Source organism: Klebsiella sp. GB_Kp047, from assembly GCF_040065235.1.
Lineage (GTDB): Bacteria > Pseudomonadota > Gammaproteobacteria > Enterobacterales > Enterobacteriaceae > Klebsiella > Klebsiella quasipneumoniae.
In genome coordinates, this window is sequence record NZ_JBEAJG010000032.1 from 48,241 (window position 1) to 64,290 (window position 16,050).

A 16,050-nucleotide genomic window follows, 5' to 3' on the forward strand; every position below is an offset into this window, starting at 1 on the left:
GACAGAAAGATGCTGCAAAACTCTTGCCAGGAAAAAGAACGCTCGGAAAAAAACGCTAAATGCCGATACCATCAGGCACAGCCAGCGCCTGGGGTGCACTTTTCCGGTGCCCGACGCTAAAGGGTGGTGCAAAAAGCAGCAAAAATCGAGCGGCTTTAAGCGGATAGTTATCAAAAATAGTTCGATAAAAATTTTTCGCCACGTGATTAAGGCCGCCAGACGATTTGCGCCGGGCGGCGGCGGTCTTGGGCTGCAGACAGTTATCCACTATTCCTGTGGATAACCTTGTGTATTAGAGTTAGAAAACCTGCGGTAAGCTAGAGCGTACGCGGCTTGCGGCTGAATTGGCGCGAAAGGCGTCTTTTCTTTAAAAACATTAAATATCAGCTTGTTAGATAAAATCAATGGGTGTAAGAAAAGCGTCATCTGCTGCCATAAAACTTTCACCCGTCCGCTTGACAAATGTTAAAAGGTAAAAATTTCTGGGGATAACCCTGACGGCCGGAGGATTATTCCGCCCGGCGCGCGTTTTATACCCTGCTTACCGGCAAAAAAGGCCATATTGTGGCGCTATCATAAGCACGCACTGTTTAAATATCCAGTATAATTTATTGGCAAAAAACGGCCCGGGGGGTAGAATTAAACACCGGCCGCTAAATCTTTTTCAGGTTCTGATTGATGAGTAAATCGTTTGTTCTGCATTCCGCCTTTCGCCCCTCCGGAGACCAACCGGAAGCCATCCGCCGCCTGGAAGAGGGGCTGGAGGATGGGCTCGCGCATCAAACGCTGCTGGGGGTCACCGGCTCCGGTAAGACCTTTACCATCGCCAACGTGATTGCCGATCTGCAGCGGCCGACGATGGTGCTGGCGCCAAACAAAACGCTGGCGGCCCAGCTCTACGGCGAGATGAAAGAGTTTTTCCCGGAGAATGCCGTCGAGTATTTCGTCTCCTACTACGATTACTATCAGCCGGAAGCCTATGTCCCCAGCTCAGATACCTTCATTGAGAAAGATGCCTCGGTAAACGAACATATCGAGCAGATGCGCCTGTCGGCCACTAAAGCGCTGCTTGAGCGGCGCGATGTGGTGGTGGTGGCCTCGGTCTCGGCTATTTACGGCCTCGGCGACCCGGACCTGTATCTGAAAATGATGTTGCATCTGACGGTGGGGATGCTGATTGACCAGCGGGCGATCCTGCGCCGCCTGGCGGAACTGCAGTATACCCGCAACGATCAGGCCTTCCAGCGCGGCACCTTCCGGGTGCGCGGCGAGGTGATCGACGTCTTCCCGGCGGAATCGGACGATATCGCCCTGCGCATTGAGCTGTTTGACGAAGAAGTTGAACGCCTGTCGCTGTTCGACCCGCTCACCGGCCATGTGGAATCGACGGTGCCGCGCTACACCATTTATCCCAAGACCCACTACGTGACGCCGCGGGAGCGCATTGTCCAGGCGATGGAAGAGATCAAGCTGGAGCTGGCGGAGCGGCGTAAGGTGCTGCTGGCCAACAACAAGCTGCTGGAAGAGCAGCGCTTAACCCAGCGCACCCAGTTCGACCTAGAAATGATGAACGAGCTGGGCTACTGCTCGGGCATTGAAAACTACTCGCGCTTCCTCTCCGGGCGCGGCCCCGGCGAGCCGCCGCCCACCCTGTTCGACTACCTGCCGGCAGACGGCCTGCTGGTGATTGACGAATCTCACGTCACGGTGCCGCAGATCGGCGGTATGTACCGCGGCGACCGGGCGCGCAAAGAGACGCTGGTGGAGTACGGCTTCCGCCTGCCGTCGGCGCTGGATAACCGGCCGATGAAGTTTGAAGAATTCGAAGCGCTGGCGCCGCAAACCATCTACGTGTCGGCCACCCCCGGCGCCTACGAGCTGGATAAATCCGGCGGCGAGGTGGTGGATCAGGTGGTGCGGCCGACCGGTCTGCTGGATCCGATCATCGAAGTGCGGCCGGTGGCGACCCAGGTCGACGATCTGCTGTCGGAGATCCGCCTGCGCACGGCCATCAACGAGCGCGTGCTGGTCACTACCCTCACCAAGCGGATGGCGGAAGACTTAACCGAGTACCTTGAGGAGCACGGCGAGCGGGTGCGCTATCTGCACTCGGATATCGACACCGTCGAACGTATGGAGATTATCCGCGACCTGCGTCTTGGCGAGTTTGACGTGCTGGTCGGGATCAACCTGCTGCGTGAGGGGCTGGATATGCCGGAGGTGTCGCTGGTGGCGATCCTGGATGCGGACAAAGAGGGCTTCCTGCGCTCCGAACGCTCGCTGATCCAGACCATCGGCCGCGCGGCGCGCAACGTCAACGGCAAGGCTATCCTGTACGGCGATAAGATCACCCCCTCGATGGCGAAAGCCATCGGCGAGACAGAGCGTCGACGGGAGAAACAGCAGCGCTATAACGAAGAGCACGGCATTGTGCCGCAGGGGCTCAACAAGAAAGTGGTGGATATCCTGCAGCTGGGCCAGAGCCTGGCGAAAACCAAAGCCAAAGGGCGCGGTAAAGCGAAGGCCGTCGATCCTGCCGGGCTCAGCGGCGTGGATATGACGCCAAAAGCGCTGCAGCAGAAAATCCACGAGCTGGAAGGGCAGATGATGCAGCACGCGCAAAACCTCGAGTTCGAAGAGGCGGCGCAAATTCGCGACCAGCTGCATCAGCTGCGCGAACTGTTTATCGCCGCCTCCTGAGTCCCGGCGTGTACTGCCGGGAGGTGGACGTGCGGGAAGCAGACAAGGCGTGGCCCTTATCGCCCTGTTCCGCAGCCAGATAACCATTCGCGGTGAAGAAAAAAGGCCGCAAAGCGGCCTTCTTAATGTTTGCTTAATCTCGCCAGGCGACACTATCCTCAACCTGATGAGGATAGCGCCCATGCAAAAAATCAACTTCCGTGAATATCTGGCGGTCGCCACCGCCCTGGTCATTATTGTTGCCTTCTTCCATCAGTGGGTGCTGACGTTCTGACCCCCGCGCCGCGGGAATAACACCCACGCGCGGACCCCTGGCCCCGGCTGGCGGTTATGTAAAAAGAACTGGGCGTCATGCAGCTGAGCGATGCGCGTGACGATGCTCAGTCCTAGCCCTATACCGCCGTAGCGACTGTCCATGCGCACGAAGGCCTTACTGAGTTCGCCGCTTTTCGCCTCATCAATCCCCGGTCCTTCATCTTCCACTGCCATCACCGGCATCAGACCCGCTTTCACCGACACGCGGATCGTCGATCCTTGCGGGCTGTAGCGATGGGCATTCTCCACCAGATTGCGCAGAATGACGCGGATGAGCGTCGCGTCGCCAGAGACGACGGCCTCGCTTTCGACATCCGTCAGCAGCAGCCGTTGCTGGCGCTCGGCCAGCATGGTCTCCAGCTCATCCTGCAGCGGTTTGACCACGTCATCCAGCAGCAGCACCTGCTGATAGCTGCCGGCGGAAAAGGACTGACCGACGCGCGCCAGCTGCAGCAGCTGCGAAATGCTGGTGGTCATCTGGTCGAGCCGCTGGATCAGCGGGTCGACGCCCATGCCGTGCACTTTCGCCAGCAGCTCAAGGTGCAGCCGCAGCCCGGCCAGCGGGGTGCGCAGCTCGTGCGCCACGTCGGCGGTAAACAGTCGTTCGCGATCGAGAGTCAGATTGAGGCGGGAAACCAGCTGATTCAGGGCGGTGGTCACCGCCGTCACCTCGGGCACCGATTCGCTGAGCACGATGGGGGTGAGGTTGTCCGGGGTACGACTCTCCAGCTCGCTTTGCAGACGTGACAGCGGGCGGGTGATTTTGCGTACCGCCAGCATGCTGATATACAGCGCCAGACCTACGATCAGCAGGCTCGGCACCAGCAGGCTGGCGACCGCTTCCCGAACCTCATGCTCCACATGCTTTTGGTTGTTGTGCCCTTCGATGGCGCTGGCCACCAGCAGCTGGATCTGCTCTTTGCTCTCATGCCATAGCCAGAAGACGCTGATCAGCTGGCAGACCACCAGAATGGCGCCGATGGTCAACAGCAGCCGGTGACGCATGGTCCAGTTTTCGGTTGCAAACAGAGCCATGGTCTATTCCGTATCGATGTTGTTAGCCAGCATATAGCCGAAGCCCCTGACGGTGCGGATCCGCGATTTGCCAATCTTATCGCGCAGGTTATGGATATGCACTTCCAGGGTATTGGTCGCTGGCTCATTGTCCCAGCTGTAGATATCGTTGTAGAGGATCTCGCGATGTACCGGGCTGCCGGCTTTCATCATCAGCCGCGACAGCAGGGCATACTCCTTCGGCGTCAGATCCAGCGCCGTCTCACCGAGCCACACCTGGCGGCGGGTGACGTTGAGGCGCAGATCGCCGACGCTGATTTCGTTATCGCCCTGATTATTATGCCGACGGAGCAGGGCGCGAATGCGCGCGTTTAGCTCTTCCAGGGCAAAGGGTTTCACCAGATAGTCATCCGCGCCGGTGTCGAGACCGCTAATGCGATCCTCAAGGGTATCGCGGGCGGTGAGGATCAGCACCGGCTGGGTCATTTTCTCCCGCCGCATACGGGCGAGAAAATGCAGGCCGTCTTCGTCCGGCAGGCCGAGGTCGAGTACGATCAGGCTGTAGTGATTGCTGGCCAGCGATAGCGCCGCTTCGTGCGCCGTGGAGACGCCATCGCACACGTATCCTTCGCTTTGCATCGCCAGGATTAACCCCTGCAACAACAGCGCATCGTCTTCAATGACTAAGATTTTCATCAACCAGCCTCTCTACATGGCGTTAAAATATCATCTGCCGCCTGGTACTCGTGGGTGCTGACGCCGAGCAGGCCGAGCAGGGTGGAGAACAGATTATCTTGTGAATAATCCTTCGTCTTAGCCTGTTGTTGCAAACACTGGCTGGAAACACCGTAACGTTGCTGGTAATCCGGCGACAGCCACAGCAGCATGGGCACGTGCTTTTGCGTATCCGGCGCAATGGAGTACGGCAGACCATGCAAATAGACGCCATTTTCGCCCAGCGATTCGCCGTGGTCGGACAAATAAACCAGGCTAGTGGTGAATTTGTCCTGTTTAGATTGCAGTAGTTTTATCGCTTTATCAACGACATAGTCGACATACAGAATGGTGTTATCGTAGGTATTGGTCAACTGTTGTTGCGTACAACTTTGGATTTCATTGGTATCGCAGGTTGGGGTGAATTTTTTGAATTCAGCCGGATAGCGATTGTAATAGGTTGGGCCGTGGCTGCCGATGGTATGCAGTACGATAATGCCATCCTGTCGCAGGTTATCGATATAGCTGTCGAGATTATGGAACAGCACGTCGTCGTAGCACTCGCCGTCGATGCACTGTCCGGTTAGCTTCAGATCGGTCACGTTCTGATGCGGTACCCGATCGCATGCCCCCTTGCAGCCGCCATCGTTGTCGTTCCACAGCACCTGGATGCCGGCGCGCTGCAGAATATCCAGGACGCCTTCCTGGTGATGGGCCAGCTCTTCGTCATAGCGCGCGCGCGGCATATTGGAGAACATGCAGGGCACGGAAACCGCAGTTGCTGTGCCGCAGGAGGTGGTTTTCGGGAAGTACACCACGTTGTCCTGTTGCAGGCGCGGGTTAGTCTCCCGATCGTAGCCGCCCAGCGAGAAGTTCTCGGCGCGCGAGGTTTCACCCAGTACCACAATCGTCAGGTTCTTACGGGGACCGTTATGCATCACCGGTTTCTGCGTGGCATCTTCGCCAATCTTCACCAGCGGCAGGTTGTCCATGCGATGGTGCGCATACCAGGAGTTCAGCGCCACAATGCTGTTGGAGGGGCTCAGGGATTTCACCAGCTCTTTGTTGTTACGGAACACCGAGGCGTAATCTTTGTAGAACAGCGCGGCCACCAGAATTATCAGTAGTGCCGAAACGGCGATATTGAGCAGACGCATCGCCGCGCCGCGCCAGAAAGAGGCAGGTTTACGAACTTTAATCCACCAGGCCACCAGAACCATCAACAGGCCGGAAACTCCAAGCACGATGACCATTTTCGTCGACAACAGAGCGAAGCTTTCCGCCGGGGTGGTATCGAAGATATTGGCGATCATCGAACGGTCAATCACCACGCCGAAGGACCAGATAAAGTACTGAGCCGAAGCGCTGAGTAGAATAAAAAGGCTAATCACCAGCCGGTCCAGCTTCAGGAACGAGGCGAGGGTGGTGAGGATATTCATCACGCAGATGGCCACGATTGGCATACTGAGGAATACCAGCCAGTTATGCAGGCTATTTACCGGCAGTAGCGGGAAAACCTGGCGATAAAAAGCCAGGTTGAGAAAGATACCGATATAGCAAGCAAAGAGAATCAGATACGTTGTGCGGCTGAGAACGGGCCGACGCAGAGGCAATAAAGACATAACACCTACCTACAGAAAGAGATAGGGGTATAATGCCAGCTCTGTTTTAAGACAACCTTAAGATTTTAAGGTGCGCCGAAAGCCGATCCTCCGGCGCGCAGGATCAGCCCGGCAGCTGGAGCGCTTTCTCCAGCGCCCCTCGCAGCAGCGCCCGGTCATGGCGATAGGGAACGTCGCTGGCTTCCAGCGGCGTCTGAATCACCAGCCGGTTGTCGATGCCGCTGATATCGGCTTTTGGGCCGGCGATGACCGCATCCACCACCCGCTTGCCCACATAGCGCTCCATAATCGCGATGCGCTCCGCCAGCGACAGCCTCGCGGCCGGGCTGTGCTCTTTGCCGAGGTTATCGATAAACACCATCGGCGCCGGAGTGCGACGCAGCGCCTGGGCCATCTCGTCAAGCAGCAGGATTGGCAGCAGGCTGGTATAGAAACTGCCCGGGCCGATAAGGATCAGATCGGCTTCGGCGATGGCCTCCACCGCCTCACGGGTGGCCGGTACCGGCGGGGTGAGCATCAGCTCCTGCGGCACGCTATCGAGCTGATCGATATTGACTTCACCGTAAACTTCATGGCCTTCATGATCGAGCGCCATCAAATCCACCGGTTGTTCCGACATCGGAATAAGAAAAGCGTCCACTTTGAGCAGGTTTCTGATCAAATTGATCGCTTCCAACGGCCGCACGCTGAGGTGATCCAGCGCCTTTAACATCAGATTTCCCAGGTTATGGCCGGAAAGCTCGCCATTGCCGCTAAAACGGTACTCAAACATCGCCGACGCCACGCTCGGCTCGGCGATTAACTGATTGATGCAGTTGCGCATATCGCCCCAGGCAATGCCGCCTTCCGAGCGGCGGATCCGCCCGGCGGATCCCCCGTTGTCGGTGGTGGTCACAATGCCAGTCAGCCGTGAGCCCAGCGAGGAGAGGGAGGACATTACCCGACCCAGACCATGCCCGCCGCCGAGCGCCACCACCCGATCCAGGTCAGCGAATGTACGATTGCGCATAGAAATTCCTTATTTCACATAAACGGCCACACACTACCCGATCTACCCCTAAAAGACGATGGGAGGAGCCCGACAAACTGACCGATATCAAGGCAAAAAGATGATTTATGGCTATTCTGTAGCGAAAATGCACGAAGGTAGCGATATATATAAGAATATATAGCGAAATCGCAAATGGCGAAACCGTCTGGAACGCGCTACTATCGGCATAACCTGTTAACACTCTAGCCTCTTCGCCTGTGTCAAAAGATATGGCGGTTTGGCCGCGACGCCGCCGGTTGTCGCCAGGGCGTGGGAAGAAATGACCGCGTCTCCCGTATTTGGAAAGGTGTATATGGCCTCACAGCTTACCGATGCATTCGCGCGTAAGTTTTATTACCTGCGTCTGTCGATTACCGATGTGTGCAATTTCCGTTGCACCTACTGCCTGCCGGATGGCTACAAGCCCGGCGCCGTCAATAACAACGGCTTTCTTAGCGTAGACGAAGTGCGCCGGGTCACGCGCGCTTTCTCCGCGCTGGGCACTGAAAAAGTTCGCCTCACCGGTGGGGAACCCTCCCTGCGCCGTGACTTCACCGAGATCATCGCCGCCGTGCGTGAAAACCCGGCGATCCGTCAGATTGCCGTCACCACTAACGGTTATCGCCTGGCGCGCGATGTCGAACGCTGGCGCGATGCCGGGCTGACGGCGATCAACGTCAGCGTCGATAGCCTCGACGCCCGCCAGTTCCATGCCATCACCGGCCAGGGTAAATTCCACCAGGTGATGGACGGGATTGACGCCGCCTTCGCCGCGGGCTTTGACAAGGTGAAGGTGAATACCGTACTGATGCGCGATGTTAATCATCACCAGCTTGATACCTTCCTCGCCTGGATCCAGCCGCGTCGTATTCAGCTGCGTTTTATTGAGCTGATGGAAACCGGCGAGGGCAGCGACCTGTTCCGCCGTCACCATCTCTCCGGCATGGTGTTGCGCGACGAGCTGCTGCGTCGCGGCTGGATCCACCAGATCCGCCAGCGCAGCGATGGTCCGGCGCAGGTCTTTTGTCATCCGGACTACGCCGGCGAGATCGGCCTCATCATGCCGTACGAAAAAGACTTCTGCACCACCTGCAACCGTCTGCGCGTCTCCTCCGTCGGCAAATTGCACCTGTGCCTGTTTGGCGAAGGCGGCGTCGACCTGCGCGACCTGATGGCCGATGATCGGCAGCAGGCCGCGCTGGAAGCGCGGATCGCCGAAGCCTTAACCCATAAAAAGCAGACCCATTTCCTGCATCAGGGCAACACCGGTATTACGCAGAACCTGTCCTATATTGGCGGATAATCGTTTTCGAAAGGAGCATTCAGATGAGCCAGGCTAGCGCTGAGTTTATTCCGACCCGTATTGCTATTCTTACCGTTTCCAGTCGTCGCGGCGAAGCGGACGACACTTCCGGCCACTGGCTGCGTGAGGCGGCGCAGGAGGCGGGGCACCATGTCGTCGATAAGGCGATAGTCAAAGAGAACCGCTACGCCATCCGCGCCCAGGTATCGGTGTGGATCGCCAGCGATGAGGTACAGGTGGTGCTGATCACCGGCGGGACCGGGTTCACCGAAGGGGACCAGGCGCCGGAAGCGCTGCTGCCGCTGTTTGACCGTGAGGTGGAAGGTTTTGGCGAAGTGTTCCGCATGCTGTCGTTCGAAGAGATCGGCACCTCGACGCTGCAGTCCCGGGCCGTGGCCGGCGTCGCTAACCACACGCTGATCTTCGCTATGCCGGGCTCGACGAAAGCCTGCCGCACGGCGTGGGACAACATCATTGCCCCGCAGCTGGATGCCCGCACCCGTCCTTGTAATTTTATTCCTCACCTGAAGAAATAATGTATGTCACAACTGACCCATATTAACGCCGCGGGCGAAGCCCATATGGTGGATGTCTCCGGCAAAGCGGAAACGGTACGCGAAGCGCGCGCCGAGGCTTATGTCGAGATGCAGGCGACAACCCTGGCGATGATTATCGACGGCAGCCATCATAAAGGCGACGTTTTCGCCACGGCGAGGATCGCCGGGATCCAGGCGGCCAAGCGCACCTGGGAGCTGATCCCGCTGTGCCATCCGCTGATGCTCAGCAAAGTGGAAGTCAATTTGCAGGCGCAGCCGGAACATAACCGGGTGCGCATCGAATCGCTCTGCCGCCTGACCGGCAAAACCGGCGTCGAGATGGAAGCCCTTACCGCCGCCTCGGTTGCCGCGCTGACCATTTACGATATGTGCAAGGCGGTGCAGAAGGATATGGTGATTGGCCCGGTGCGCCTGCTGGCGAAAAGCGGCGGCAAGTCCGGCGATTTTAAGGTGGACGAACGCCATGATTAAGGTTCTGTTTTTTGCCCAGGTGCGCGAGCTGGTGGGGACTGATTCGCTGACTCTCGACGCCAGCGAGCTGGCCACCGTTGAGGCTGTGCGTCAGCAGCTTGCCGCTCGCGGCGATCGCTGGGCGCTGGCCCTGGAGGAGGGCAAGCTGCTGGCGGCGGTTAACCAGACGCTGACCGCCTTTGACCATCCTGTCGCCAGCGGGGATGAAGTGGCGTTCTTCCCACCGGTCACCGGAGGCTGACATGACGCAAACTCGTATCGTCGTTAGCCCGGCGCGCTTTAGCGTTGGCGAGGAGTATCTCTGGCTGGCCGAACGCGACGAAGACGGCGCGGTGGTTACCTTCACCGGCAAAGTGCGTAATCACAACCTCGGCGACAGCGTGAAAGCGCTGACTCTCGAGCACTATCCGGGGATGACCGAGAAATCGCTGGCGGAGATTGTCGACCAGGCGCGCGAGCGCTGGCCGCTGGGCCGGGTGACCATTATCCATCGCATCGGCGAAATGTGGCCGGGGGAAGAGATTGTGTTTGTCGGCGTCACCAGCGCCCACCGCGGCAGCGCCTTCGCCGCCGGCGAGTTTATGATGGACTACCTGAAAACCCGCGCGCCGTTCTGGAAACGCGAGGCGACACCGGAGGGCGAGCGCTGGGTCGATGCCCGCGACAGCGATCGTCAGGCGGCAGAGCGCTGGTAGTGTGATACGCTTACAGAGTGAAACTTTGTTAATCAGGAGAGAGTCATGGACAGATATCCGCGTTCCGATTCAATAGTGCAGGGCCGCAGCGGCCTGCAGACTTATATGGCGCAGGTGTACGGCTGGATGACGGTCGGCCTGCTGCTGACGGCGTTTATCGCGTGGTTTGCGGCGAATACCCCGGCGGTGATGATGTTCGTCTTTTCGAGCAAAATCACCTTTTTCGGGCTGATCATCGCCCAGCTGGCGCTGGTGTTTGTGCTGTCGGGGATGGTGCAGCGGCTGAGCTCCGGGATGGCGACCACCCTGTTTATGCTCTATTCGGCGCTCACCGGGTTGACGCTGTCGAGCATTTTTATCGCCTACACCTACTCCTCCATCGCCAGCACCTTTGTGGTCACCGGCGGGATGTTCGGGGCGATGAGTCTGTACGGCTACACCACCAAGCGCGATCTGAGCGGCTTCGGCAGCATGCTGTTTATGGGGCTGATTGGCATCGTGTTGGCGTCGCTGGTTAACCTGTGGCTGAAGAGCGAGGCGCTGATGTGGGCCGTGACCTACATCGGGGTGGTGCTGTTTGTCGGCCTGACCGCCTACGATACCCAGAAGCTGAAAAACATCGGCGAGCAGATTGATACCCGCGACAGTGCCAATCTGCGTAAATACTCGATCCTCGGCGCCTTAACGCTGTATCTGGATTTCATCAACCTGTTCCTGATGCTGCTGCGTATTATGGGCAACCGCCGCTAACCTGTTTATATCAAAAGGTTGCATCCCCTACCGCCCGGCAAGCGCAGCGCCGCCGGGCGAGACGTCAGGCACGGTACCCGTGGTATTGCCGGGTGGCGGCTGCGCCTTACCCGGCCTGGAGGACCCCCCTCACAGGCTCACACCCCGTAGGCCCGCGCAAGCGCAGCGCCGCCGGGCGATTTCATTCGCGGGCCAGCTTGCGCTGGTTCTTTTGCCGCAACTTTTTCGCCCGACTCTCCAGCAGCAAATAGGCCACCGTCGCCAGCAGCAGCGGCAGGAAATAATAGAGCGCGCGCCAGGCGAGGAGAGCGGCGATGATCGCTCCCTTCGAAATCTCTTCCCCGGAGAGCATGGCGATGAACACCGCCTCCAGCACGCCAATCCCGGCCGGAATGTGGATAATCACCCCGGCGATACTGCTCACCAGCAGTACCCCCAATACAAGGAAATAGTTAATCTCGCTGCCCAACAGCAGCCAGATGATCGCCCCCATCGCCATCCAGTTCGCCGCCGAGACCCCCATCTGCAGCAGCGCGAATCGCCAGGAGGGCAGCACCAGCCGCTGACCTTTGATCGTCAGGTGACGGCGTTTGGCGAAGGCGCAGCCAAACAGATAGCACAGCGTGAGAAACAGCATCACTCCGCCGATAATGCGCAGAGTGGTCTGACTGATGTACCAGTGCGGCGGCAGCTTCACCAGATCCGCTGTAAATATCACCCCACCGAGCAGGATATAGCCCAGCCAGTTGGTGGTGATGCTTAATGAAAAAATACGGGTGATGGTGCCGCCGTTGAGCCCCAGCCGCGAGTACAGCCGGTAGCGCATGCCGATGCCGCCGACCCAGGTGCTGAGGGTCAGGTTGAAGGCATAGCAGATAAACGACACCAGCATCACCTGGCGTTTCGCCAGCTTATGCCCACAATAGGCCCGGCCAAGCAGATCGTAGCAGCCGTAGATCAGATAGCTGACGATGACCAGCGCAATGGCGCTGAACAAGGCCAGCCGATCGTAGCCGCGGATCACCTTCCATACTTCCTGCCAGTCGACCTTCTGCGCGTAAATCACCAGCAGGACGATCACGGCGATAAAAAAGAGTACGGTCAGCACTCTTTTTGCCATCCGCCAGCGAGGGTGCGATTTGCTCATAGTGGATTATCCCTGGTAGGTGACTCGACGCGATCCTGAGTTTCAATCTCCGGCTGCACCGGCGGGCTGACCCTGGCCAGCCGCGGAGTATGGGCCGGCAGCCAGCCGACCCACGCCGGAAAGTGGCGCAGAAAGTGGAAGGCCATCACGCTCACCCCCAGCCGCCACCAGTTGCGTTTCGGCAGCATCGTTTTATCGATCCGCTGACAATCCCGGGCGATAAGCCCGTTAAGATTATCGCGCAGCGTCTGGTTAAACACCCGGTCGTGGATGATCAGATTGGCTTCCAGATTCAACGACAGGCTGAGCGGATCGAGGTTGCTCGACCCAACGGTGGCCCAGTGGTCGTCCGAGAGGGCGACTTTGCCATGCAGCGGACGGCGGCGATATTCGTAGATCTGCACGCCGCCTTTGACGAGGTAGTGGTAGAGCAGGTGGGCGCCAAACTTCACAATCGGAATATCCGGTTCGCCCTGGACGATCAGCTTCACCCGCACCCCGCGCCGCGCGGCATTGCGCATCGCATGCAGCAGACGGTAGCCGGGGAAAAAATAGGCGTTCGCGATTATCACCTCCCGGCGGGCGCTGGTCAGCATCTTCAGGTAGTGGCGTTCGATATCGTCGCGGTGATCCTGGTTATCGCGCCAGACGAACAGCGCCTGCGCCTCGCCGGGGGTCTGGTTGATCTCCGGCTGATGGCGACGACGGCGCCACCAGCGGCGGGCGGTTTCGCTGTTGGGCAGATTCTCCAGTTCGAACTGCAGAATATCGAGCACCACCGGCCCTTCGACCTGCACCGTGTAATCCTGTTTGGCCTCCGGGCCATAGTCGCTCATATGTTCGGCGGAGTAGTTGATGCCGCCGACAAAGGCGGTGGTGTCGTCGATCACCACGATTTTACGGTGCATGCGACGGAACAGGTTGGTACGCATTCCCATCAGCTTAGGGCGCGGGTCGTAATAGCGGAAAATCACCCCCGCGGCGGTCAGTTCACCGACAAACTCATCGCTAAGATCCGGCGAGCCGTAGCCGTCAAGCAGCACTTCCACCTGGATGCCGCGGCGGGCTGCCTTCAGCAGAACCGCGTGCAGCCGCCAGCCGACCTCATCTTCAAACCAGATAAAGGATTCGAGGATCACCCGCCGGCTGGCGCGACCGATGGCCGCAAACAGCGCCGGGTAATACTGGTCGCCGTTCTCCAGTAGCGTAATGCGGTTGCCTTCCTGCCAACGACATTTCACAAATGAATCTCCACGCTAAGGGGTGCATGATCGGACAGATGCCGCCACTGTTTGAGGGCCAGCGCCTTCGGGCGGCTGGCGTGGGCGTTCTTGACGTAAATGCGATCGAGGCGCAGCAGCGGAAAACTGACCGGAAAGGTGCGCGCCGGCCGTCCGCGGGCGCGGGTAAAGATCTCTTCCAGCCCTGCCTGGACCTTTAACGGCTGGTTAGCCTGCTGACGCCAGTCGTTAAAATCTCCGGCCACCACCACCGGCTCGCCGGCGGGTAGGGTATTGACCCACTCCGCCAGCATCGCCAGCTGCGCCTGCCGCTGGTCGGCACGCAGTCCGAGATGGACGCAAATGACGTGAATCGTAACGCCGCTCTGCGGCGGTACGATGCGGCAGTACAGCAGGCCGCGTTTCTCCCCATTGCCGACCGAGATATCGCGATTTTCATAGTATTCAATCGGGAAGCGCGACAGCACGGCATTCCCGTGGTGACCTTCCGGATAGACCGCGTTGCGCCCATAGGCGTAGTCGCTCCACATGGTGTCGGCAAGAAATTCGTAATGGGTCTTATCTGGCCAGTTTTCGATATGCAGCGGGTGAACTTCGTGAGCGCCCATCACTTCCTGCAGGCAAACTATGTCAGCGCTGACGCTGCGAACGGCTTCGCGCAGCTCGGGCAAAATAAAACGCCGATTAAACGCCGTAAAGCCTTTATGGGTGTTAATTGTCAGCACGTTCAACGAAAATCCCGACGTTGGCTCAGCCATAATTCTCCAGTAAATGTCACTTTCCTGAATAAAATAGTGTAGTAGACGTCACAAAAAGATGCGGTGATACGGAATTTTCCGTAAAGTGCGGTACTCTGAGTAGCAGAGAAAAATCCTTCAGGAGAGAAGCCATGAAGTGGCAACAACGTGTACGCGTCGCAACAGGTCTTAGTTGCTGGCAGATTATGTTGCATCTACTGGTCGTGGCAGTGCTGGTGATGGGATGGATGAGCGGCGCGCTGGTGCGCGTCGGATTAGGGCTGTGCGTCCTCTACAGCGTCACGCTGCTGGCGATGCTGTTTCTGCAGCGTCACCATGAGGCGCGCTGGCGCGATGTGGGAGACTTCCTTGAGGAGCTCACCACCACCTGGTACTTCGGCGCCGCCATGATAGCGCTGTGGTTGCTGTCGCGCGTGCTGCACAACAACCTGCTGCTGGCCCTCGCCGGGCTGGTGATACTGGCAGGCCCGGCGGTGGTCTCGCTGCTGGCGAAAGATAAAAAATTACGCAATCTTTCTTCGGAACATCGCATACGCCGCTGAGCCGGTGGTGGCCGCTATGACCAGTAGCGGCCACAAACTTCCCCACACAATCTCCAGACTCGCATCCTTCAAATAAATTTGCTTGGTGATATCGGTAAAGTGGCGGATCGGGTTTATCCACGTCAGATCCTGCAGCCACTGCGGCATGTTTTCCACCGGTGAAACATAGCCGGAGAGAAGAATCGCCGGCATCATAAAGACGAACACGCCAATAAACGCCTGCTGTTGCGTTGAACATAGCGATGAGATCAATAAGCCAAATCCCACCAGCGACAGACCGTAAATCACCATGGTGAAATAGAACAGCAGCAGCGAGCCGGCAAACGGGATCTGATAGGCCCAGATACCAATCGCCAGCACGATAGTCGCCTGCAGGGTGGCGACGATCAGCGCCGGTACCGCTTTACCGACAAAGATTTGCCAGGTGGCGAGGGGCGAGACCAGCAGCTGATCGAGGGTGCCCTGCTCGCGCTCGCGGGCCACCGACAGCGAGGTGACGATCATCACCCCGATGGTGGTGATCATGGCGATGAGCGACGGCACCACGAACCATTTGTAGTCGAGATTCGGGTTATACCAGTTGCGCACCACCAGTTCGCTGTTGTTCGGCTTCGCTTTGTCCTCCAGCAGTTCCTGCTGGTAATTTTTCACGACCTGCTGCAGATAGTTGGCGGCGATTTGCGCGCTGTTGGAGTTGCGCCCGTCGAGCAGGAGCTGCAGCGGGGCGGTTTGATAGTTGTCGAGGTTGCGTGAGAAATCCGCCGGGAAGCGCACCACCAGCAGGGCTTTTTGTTCATCGATGGTCGGCTGGATCGCCTGCGGGCTTTTCAGCAGCAGGACGTGGGTAAAGGCTTTGGCGCGGGCGAAGCGCTGAGTGAGTTCCACCGCGTGGCGACCGCTGTCCTCGTTATAGATGGCGATGGTGGCGTTGGTCACCTCCAGCGTCGCGGCAAAGGGAAACAGCAGCACCTGAATCAGCACCGGCATGATTAAAATCGCCCGCGTCTGCGGTTCGCGCAGCAGCGACTGCAGCTCTTTGCGGATCAATGTCCATAAACGGTGAAACATAATAGCTCCTTTGGCCCATTCAACAACGCCGGGCGGCACTGCGTTTGCCCGGCCTGGGAGGATCGGCGAACCGTATAATCGATGTTGGTTAAACCGTAGGCCCGGTCAGCGCAGCGCCATCGG

Annotated in this window: 17 protein-coding genes and 1 riboswitch; of the genes, 8 read left to right on the forward strand and 9 right to left on the reverse strand. The window is 58.4% G+C overall.

What is annotated here, in order from left to right; all coding sequences use genetic code 11:
• Positions 1 to 55: 55 nt before the first annotated feature.
• Positions 56 to 268, reverse strand: a complete 213-nt coding sequence (locus ABLV76_RS13800; RefSeq protein WP_004886124.1) for a hypothetical protein — start codon at positions 266 to 268, stop codon at positions 56 to 58.
• 410 nt (positions 269 to 678) lie between these two features.
• Here ABLV76_RS13800 and uvrB point away from each other — a divergent pair, with 410 nt between their 5' ends.
• The gene (gene uvrB, locus ABLV76_RS13805) at positions 679 to 2,700 is read left to right on the forward strand and encodes an excinuclease ABC subunit UvrB (RefSeq protein WP_130971904.1); all 2,022 of its coding nucleotides are present in this window, start codon (positions 679 to 681) and stop codon (positions 2,698 to 2,700) included.
• A gap of 252 nt (positions 2,701 to 2,952) precedes the next feature.
• On the opposite strand, the gene pmrB is transcribed toward uvrB, so the two are convergent.
• From pmrB to yvcK, 4 genes are all read right to left on the reverse strand, one after another.
• Positions 2,953 to 4,050: a two-component system sensor histidine kinase PmrB gene (gene pmrB, locus ABLV76_RS13810; protein WP_004886129.1), complete on the reverse strand. Its 1,098-nt coding sequence runs from the start codon at positions 4,048 to 4,050 to the stop codon at positions 2,953 to 2,955.
• 3 nt (positions 4,051 to 4,053) lie between these two features.
• Positions 4,054 to 4,725, reverse strand: a complete 672-nt coding sequence (gene pmrA, locus ABLV76_RS13815; RefSeq protein WP_325926255.1) for a two-component system response regulator PmrA — start codon at positions 4,723 to 4,725, stop codon at positions 4,054 to 4,056.
• Positions 4,725 to 6,365, reverse strand: a complete 1,641-nt coding sequence (gene eptA / locus ABLV76_RS13820) for a phosphoethanolamine transferase EptA (RefSeq protein ID WP_348878357.1) — start codon at positions 6,363 to 6,365, stop codon at positions 4,725 to 4,727. Before eptA ends, pmrA begins: the two co-directional genes overlap by 1 nt.
• Positions 6,366 to 6,468: 103 nt before the next feature.
• Positions 6,469 to 7,374 (reverse strand): uridine diphosphate-N-acetylglucosamine-binding protein YvcK, encoded by a 906-nt coding sequence (yvcK, locus tag ABLV76_RS13825; RefSeq protein ID WP_348878358.1) that lies wholly within the window; start codon positions 7,372 to 7,374, stop codon positions 6,469 to 6,471.
• Between the two features lie 208 nt (positions 7,375 to 7,582).
• Positions 7,583 to 7,721, forward strand: a riboswitch (molybdenum cofactor riboswitch).
• Here yvcK and moaA point away from each other — a divergent pair.
• From moaA to ABLV76_RS13855, 6 genes are all read left to right on the forward strand, one after another.
• Positions 7,709 to 8,698, forward strand: a complete 990-nt coding sequence (gene moaA, locus ABLV76_RS13830; protein WP_348878359.1) for a GTP 3',8-cyclase MoaA — start codon at positions 7,709 to 7,711, stop codon at positions 8,696 to 8,698. It overlaps the preceding riboswitch by 13 nt.
• Positions 8,699 to 8,721: 23 nt before the next feature.
• Positions 8,722 to 9,234 (forward strand): molybdenum cofactor biosynthesis protein B, encoded by a 513-nt coding sequence (moaB, locus tag ABLV76_RS13835; RefSeq protein WP_004886139.1) that lies wholly within the window; start codon positions 8,722 to 8,724, stop codon positions 9,232 to 9,234.
• A 3-nt stretch (positions 9,235 to 9,237) separates the two neighbouring features.
• The gene (gene moaC, locus ABLV76_RS13840) at positions 9,238 to 9,726 is read left to right on the forward strand and encodes a cyclic pyranopterin monophosphate synthase MoaC (RefSeq protein WP_004886142.1); all 489 of its coding nucleotides are present in this window, start codon (positions 9,238 to 9,240) and stop codon (positions 9,724 to 9,726) included.
• On the forward strand, positions 9,719 to 9,967 hold the full coding sequence (moaD, locus tag ABLV76_RS13845; RefSeq protein WP_004886145.1) for a molybdopterin synthase sulfur carrier subunit: 249 nt from the start codon (positions 9,719 to 9,721) through the stop codon (positions 9,965 to 9,967). The genes moaC and moaD overlap by 8 nt, the downstream gene beginning before the upstream one ends.
• 1 nt (position 9,968) lies before the next feature.
• The gene (gene moaE, locus ABLV76_RS13850; RefSeq protein WP_004886150.1) at positions 9,969 to 10,421 is read left to right on the forward strand and encodes a molybdopterin synthase catalytic subunit MoaE; all 453 of its coding nucleotides are present in this window, start codon (positions 9,969 to 9,971) and stop codon (positions 10,419 to 10,421) included.
• Positions 10,422 to 10,466: 45 nt separating this feature from the next.
• Positions 10,467 to 11,171 carry a Bax inhibitor-1/YccA family protein gene (locus ABLV76_RS13855; protein ID WP_048294413.1) on the forward strand — a complete coding sequence of 235 codons (705 nt, stop codon included), beginning with the start codon at positions 10,467 to 10,469 and terminating at the stop codon, positions 11,169 to 11,171.
• Positions 11,172 to 11,352: 181 nt separating this feature from the next.
• Here the strand turns inward: ABLV76_RS13855 and ABLV76_RS13860 are convergent, their stop codons facing one another.
• From ABLV76_RS13860 to ABLV76_RS13870, 3 genes are read right to left on the reverse strand one after another with little or no spacing between them, the layout of a single operon-like run.
• Positions 11,353 to 12,318, reverse strand: a complete 966-nt coding sequence (locus tag ABLV76_RS13860; protein ID WP_017900169.1) for a YbhN family protein — start codon at positions 12,316 to 12,318, stop codon at positions 11,353 to 11,355.
• Complete coding sequence (gene clsB / locus ABLV76_RS13865; protein WP_053810623.1) at positions 12,315 to 13,559, reverse strand: cardiolipin synthase ClsB; 1,245 nt, start codon at positions 13,557 to 13,559, stop codon at positions 12,315 to 12,317. Before clsB ends, ABLV76_RS13860 begins: the two co-directional genes overlap by 4 nt.
• Positions 13,556 to 14,317: an endonuclease/exonuclease/phosphatase family protein gene (locus ABLV76_RS13870; RefSeq protein WP_017900168.1), complete on the reverse strand. Its 762-nt coding sequence runs from the start codon at positions 14,315 to 14,317 to the stop codon at positions 13,556 to 13,558. The genes clsB and ABLV76_RS13870 overlap by 4 nt, the downstream gene beginning before the upstream one ends.
• Positions 14,318 to 14,448: 131 nt before the next feature.
• Here ABLV76_RS13870 and ABLV76_RS13875 point away from each other — a divergent pair, with 131 nt between their 5' ends.
• On the forward strand, positions 14,449 to 14,859 hold the full coding sequence (locus ABLV76_RS13875; protein ID WP_012542390.1) for a YbhQ family protein: 411 nt from the start codon (positions 14,449 to 14,451) through the stop codon (positions 14,857 to 14,859).
• Here the strand turns inward: ABLV76_RS13875 and ABLV76_RS13880 are convergent.
• A complete protein-coding gene (locus tag ABLV76_RS13880) occupies positions 14,821 to 15,927 on the reverse strand; it encodes an ABC transporter permease (protein WP_004886162.1) in 1,107 nt (368 codons plus the stop codon). The genes ABLV76_RS13875 and ABLV76_RS13880 overlap by 39 nt on opposite strands.
• Positions 15,928 to 16,050 lie beyond the last annotated feature (123 nt).